The sequence below is a fragment of the Sellimonas caecigallum genome, from assembly GCF_019754295.1.
In the GTDB taxonomy this organism is placed as follows: Bacteria; Bacillota; Clostridia; order Lachnospirales; family Lachnospiraceae; genus Sellimonas; species Sellimonas caecigallum.
On sequence record NZ_VIRV01000036.1, the window covers coordinates 1 to 5752 of the forward strand.

Sequence of the window (5752 nt, forward strand, 5' to 3'; positions counted from 1 at the left end):
CAGGAGGAAACGAATGGAAATAAATTACACAGAACAGGCAAAGGAGACGCTGACAGCAGCGAAAAATTATGCGAAAGAGCTGAAGCATCCTTACATCGGGACGGAGCATCTGCTTCTTGGACTTTGCACGGTGTATTCAGGAGTGGCGGCTCAGGTTCTGGAAATGAATGGACTGAGAAAAGAAGAGATATTAAAAGTAGTAGGGGAACTTGTATCTCCTGTCGGGGAAACATCCGGCAAGACACCGGAGGAAAGCCCAAGGCTTCTTTTTATACTGGAAGAAAGCGCAGGGGAAGCGGAGAAACTCCGCTCGAAAAAGATAGGGACGGAGCACCTGCTCCTTGCTGTGGTACATGATGTGGAGTGTGTGGCGGCAAGAATTCTGATCACTTTGAATGTAAATCTGCAGAAAGTGCTGCAGGACATCCTGTTTGCCATCGGAGAGAATCCGAAAGCATATATGGAAAAGAATGAAAACGGCAATAAAGCGGGTGTTCTGGAGCAGTACTGTACCGATCTGACAGAACAGGCGGCAGAAGGACATCTCGATCCGGTCATCGGCCGAGAAGATGAGATGACGAGGCTGATGCAGATCTTAAGCCGGAGGACAAAGAACAACCCGTGTATGGTCGGAGAGCCAGGAGTCGGAAAGACGGCTATCATTGAAGGTGTGGCTGCTCGTATCGCGAAAGAGGCGGTGCCGGAGAAGATGAAGGATAAGAGAATCCTCTCCCTTGATCTGGCAGCGCTTATTGCAGGATCCAAGTACCGTGGAGAATTTGAAGAAAGGATGAAACGTCTCGTGGCGGAGGTAAAGTCCGAAGGGAACATCATTTTGTTTCTGGACGAGCTTCACACGGTCGTGGGGGCAGGAGGTGCAGAAGGCGCCATGGACGCCTCCAATATCCTGAAACCATCGCTGGCAAGAGGGGAGATCCAGCTGATCGGAGCCACGACTATTACCGAGTACAGAAAATATATCGAGAAGGATGCAGCACTGGAAAGAAGATTTCAGCCTGTCATGGTAGAAGAGCCTTCCAAAGAAGAATCAATCCGGATCCTTCAAGGATTGAAGCAAAAGTATGAGGAGCATCACAAAGTCGTCATCAGCCAAGAAGCGCTGGAGGCAGCTGTCATGCTCTCAGACCGGTACATCAGTGACCGCTTCCTGCCGGATAAAGCCATCGACGTTCTCGATGAGGCATGTTCCAAAGCTGCTCTGAAAGGATACAAAGTGCCGGAGTCCGCAGAAAAGCTGGAAAGTTTGTGGAAGTCGGCAGGGCAGGAACTGGAACTGGCCGTGAAAGAAGGAAGGATGGCGGAAGCTTCCCTTTTGATGAGGGAGAGAGAAGAGACAAAGAAAAAACTTGATCAGGCCAAAAAACGCATGGCAAGACAGCAGAAAAATAAAAGCACTGTCCTTACGGACAATGAGATTGCCGAGGTAGTGGCAGAGTGGACAAAGATACCAGTCAAGAAGCTGGCTCAGACAGAGAGCGAAAGACTGAAAAAGCTGGAACAGGTGCTGCACAAACGAGTCATTGGACAGAACGATGCAGTAACCGCTGTGGCCAAGGCAGTCAAAAGAGGAAGAGTAGGCCTGAAAGACCCGACACGGCCGGTGGGATCATTTTTGTTCCTCGGACCTACAGGAGTGGGAAAGACAGAACTTTCCAAGGCTCTGGCGGAGGCTCTTTTCGGAGCCGAGGAAGCTATGATCCGGATCGATATGTCCGAGTACATGGAGAAACATAGTGTCTCCAAAATGATCGGATCCCCTCCGGGATATGTGGGACATGAAGATGGAGGCCAGCTCAGTGAAAAAGTCCGCAGACATCCGTATTCTGTCGTGTTGTTTGATGAGATAGAGAAAGCGCACCCGGATGTATTCAATATCCTGCTCCAGGTTCTGGACGACGGACATATCACAGATTCTCAGGGACGCAAGATCGATTTCTCTAATACAGTTATTATCATGACGTCCAACGCAGGCGCACAGGCTATTGTGGATGCAAAACGGCTCGGTTTCAATGCGGTTCAGGACGAGAAAGAAGATTACAAAAAAATGCAGTCCAATGTCATGGATGAGGTTAAGCGTCTTTTCCGTCCGGAATTTTTGAACCGAATCGATGAGATCATCGTTTTCCATGCTCTGACAGAAAAGGATCTGCAGCAGATTGTAGGGCTTCTTTGCAAAGATCTCATCAAACGGGCAAAAGAGCAGCTTGATATCACGCTGAAAATCCGTGACTCTGTGAAGAAGGCCATTGCAGAAAAAGGAAATGACAGAAAATACGGCGCCCGCCCGCTTCGCCGTGCGCTTCAAAGTGAACTGGAAGATCCTATGACAGAAGCGATCTTAAACGGTGAGATCAAGAGGGGAGACACAGTGGAAGCGGGAATGTCCAGAAAGCAGATAAAGTTTACGAAAGTAAATGTCCAGGATAAGGAAGAACATTAATGAAAACAGAGAAAAGGGCAACAGTTTTTCGTGATGTATATGCAAATCTACCAGATAGGTTTGTAAGGAAGATAGACTTGGATTTGAAATATATATTGGAAAAACAAATTCCAGGATTGCAAAGAGTGTATCTGTTTGGGAGCTGCGCTCGCAATGAAGTACGCAGCACAAGCGATATCGACATTCTCATTGTCACGGAGAAAAAACTGCAGGATCGCGGTCTGGCAGCAGATATTCGGTGGACACTTGATGAGGAGAAAGACGGAGTCAGGACGGATGTCGTCTTTATGAATGAAGAAACAAAAGTGGAAGCTTCTGTTTTTCATGCGGAATTGGACAGAGATAAGAAATTGATATTGGAGGTAAGAGGATGATCAAAAATTCCTATATCGATATTGCGCAAAATGATCTGGAATATCTGGAATCGGTAGTAAAGAGCGGGAGCAAGTTTTATAATCAGCTCGCAGTACAGTGCCAGCAAGTGGCAGAAAAATATCTGAAAGGTTATCTGGATAAACTTCTTGTCGACGAAGACGTGTCTGATCTGCTCAGAAAGCATAATATGAAACGGATCGCTTCCAGGCTGAACGAGATGTATCCGGATCTTGATCTTGATACGATAGGACTCGCATATCTTACAGATTTTTATTTTGACGCGAGATATCCAGGAGACGATTTCTCGGTTGTCACAGAGAAAGAGTTTGGGAAATGTCTTGCCATCATGTATGATACAGTAGAAAAATTAAAGACACTGGACTTAGGATAGCACTTTTTATCTTACAAATCCAATTAGAAACATCTCCGCAGGAATGGGACTTCAGAGCCTGTTTGATTTCTGCGGAGATGTTTTTTGAATCATTGTTTATTATTAGAAGATAGATCAATGAAAGCCAATAAGGAGATAAAATATATAAAAAAGATATAAATTTTATTACAAAACAGAAAATAGCTGGCAAAAGAGATTCAGTTATTATATAATATGAAAAAACAAAAGAATACCATTAGGAGGATTACAAAATGGCTGCGGTAAAAGAATTATTGCGAGTAGAAAACGACGGGACTCTGAGCTTTGGAGATTACACGCTGACTTCCAAAACAAAACTGGAAAATTTTGAGTTCCAGGGCGATTTATATAAAGTAAAAACTTTTGCTGAAATTACAAAGTTAGAGAAAAATGGGATGTTAATCTATGAGTCTGTTCCAGGGACAGCGGTAGAAAAATTCAAAGCGACAGAAGATACGCTAGAATTTATCGTATCAGGAGAAAAAGACGTCCAGTTCACAGTGGAACTGGAAGCTGGCACAGAATATACAGTATATATGAACGACACAAATGTCGGAAAGATGAAGACAAATCTCAGCGGAAAGCTCAGCGTGAGTGCAGAATTAAATGCCGGTGCAGAAGTAAGTGTCAAAATTGTAAAAGCATAAAAATATGTTTTAAGTGAGATGAAAAAGATCCTGCTAATGCCGTAAAGCGTTCGCAGGATCTTTTGCTTTCCATCAAACTGATAAGAAATCCAAAGTAGTATACCATGCATTCTGAGATCCTTTCAATATACCTTGTATTTTCAGTACTATTATTATAAAATAGTAAAAAATTTTAACAAGATAAATGTACTTGAGAACAGATTGATTACAATGAATAGATAGGGAGAAAACAATGGCAAAAACGAAGAAAACCGTATTTTTCTGTCAGAACTGCGGACACGAAGAAGCAAAATGGCTTGGTCAGTGCCCGGCCTGCAAAGAATGGAATACATTCGTGGAAGAAAAAGCGCTTCCGACAAAATCAGTAGGACAAGCAGAGCGAAAAAGGGCGGAAGTACTTTCCCTTTCGAATGTGAAGACAGTGGGGGAGGATCGGATCAAGACTGCTATGGAGGAACTGGACCGCGTTCTTGGGGGTGGTATCGTAAAGGGATCGCTTGTTCTCGTAGGAGGAGATCCGGGTATCGGAAAATCGACGTTGCTTCTTCAAGTGTGTCAGACACTTGGACAAAAAGGAGAGTCCGTTTTGTATATATCCGGTGAAGAGTCTGCACGCCAGATCAAACTGAGAGCGGACCGGATGGGGGAATTTTCTGAACATGTGGAGCTTCTTTGTGAGACGAATCTTGAGAGCGTGGAAGATGTCATCAGGAACCGGAAACCAGGGATGGTAGTGATCGATTCTATTCAGACCATGTACAGTGAGGAAATTGGTTCTGCGCCGGGAAGCGTATCACAGGTGCGGGAAGCAACGAATACATTGATGCACCTGGCAAAAGGTCTCGGCATTACCATTTTTATCGTAGGACACGTGACAAAAGAAGGGACGGTGGCCGGCCCGAGAGTACTGGAACATATGGTGGACACGGTTTTGTACTTTGAAGGAGACAGGCACGCTTCCTACAGAATCTTGCGGGGCGTCAAAAACAGATTTGGATCGACCAATGAAATCGGAGTGTTTGAGATGAGAGAAAATGGTCTGAAAGAAGTGAAGAATCCATCAGAATTTATGCTGAATGGACGCCCGGAGAACGCCTCCGGGTCTGTGGTGGCCTGTTCTATGGAAGGAACCCGTCCGATTCTTCTGGAAATCCAGGCCCTCGTCTGTCATACAAATTTCGGAATGCCAAGAAGAACGGCAGCAGGGACAGATTATAATCGAGTGAATCTTCTCATGGCAGTACTGGAAAAGCGTCTCGGTATGCCATTGGGAGACTGTGATGCTTATGTCAATATTGCGGGAGGAATCAAGATGAATGAACCTGCCATCGATCTTGGTATCGTGATGGCGCTTGTATCAAGCTATCAAAACAGGCCTGTGGACGAGCACACAGTTGTCTTTGGAGAAGTTGGCTTAAGCGGCGAAGTAAGGGCCGTCAGCATGGCAAAACAGCGAGTGATGGAAGCAAAAAAACTTGGGTTTAACACGTGCGTGATCCCGGAAGTATCAAAAGAAACAGTGGGAAACATAGATGGAATGAAGATTGTGGGAGTCAGCAATGTTGGAGAAGCAATTTCGTACTTCAGATAGTCGGTTTTGTGTATTCAGGTCTGAGATTTTTTTCAGAAATGCTCAGACCTCTTTTCCGGTTATCAGACCTTGCAATGCGGCAAAACATCTTCTCCGAAAAAAATCAAAAAAAGTAGAAAAAAGGTGTTGACATTTATAAGGAGGGATGATAGGATATAACACGTTCCGCTGATAAACACCGCGGGACAAACCGCTAAGTACCGGGCTTCCCGGGAATGTTCCCATCCCTCTGGTTCAGAGAGAACGGGAAAGATGCTTCGAAAAAAGTC

Annotated in this window: 5 protein-coding genes; all 5 read left to right on the forward strand. The window is 45.0% G+C overall.

Annotated features, from left to right (window positions below; genetic code table 11):
* Nucleotides 1-13 precede the first annotated feature (13 nt).
* Complete coding sequence (locus FLB61_RS12755) at nucleotides 14-2461, forward strand: ATP-dependent Clp protease ATP-binding subunit (RefSeq protein ID WP_221920405.1); 2448 nt, start codon at nucleotides 14-16, stop codon at nucleotides 2459-2461.
* Between the two features lie 77 nt (nucleotides 2462-2538).
* Nucleotides 2539-2835 carry a nucleotidyltransferase domain-containing protein gene (locus FLB61_RS12760; RefSeq protein ID WP_246599239.1) on the forward strand — a complete coding sequence of 99 codons (297 nt, stop codon included), beginning with the start codon at nucleotides 2539-2541 and terminating at the stop codon, nucleotides 2833-2835.
* Nucleotides 2832-3227, forward strand: a complete 396-nt coding sequence (locus FLB61_RS12765; protein WP_221920407.1) for a HEPN domain-containing protein — start codon at nucleotides 2832-2834, stop codon at nucleotides 3225-3227. Before FLB61_RS12760 ends, FLB61_RS12765 begins: the two co-directional genes overlap by 4 nt.
* Nucleotides 3228-3478: 251 nt before the next feature.
* Complete coding sequence (locus FLB61_RS12770; RefSeq protein WP_221920408.1) at nucleotides 3479-3892, forward strand: endosialidase; 414 nt, start codon at nucleotides 3479-3481, stop codon at nucleotides 3890-3892.
* 232 nt (nucleotides 3893-4124) lie between these two features.
* Complete coding sequence (gene radA / locus FLB61_RS12775) at nucleotides 4125-5483, forward strand: DNA repair protein RadA (RefSeq protein ID WP_221920409.1); 1359 nt, start codon at nucleotides 4125-4127, stop codon at nucleotides 5481-5483.
* Nucleotides 5484-5752: the final 269 nt, after the last annotated feature.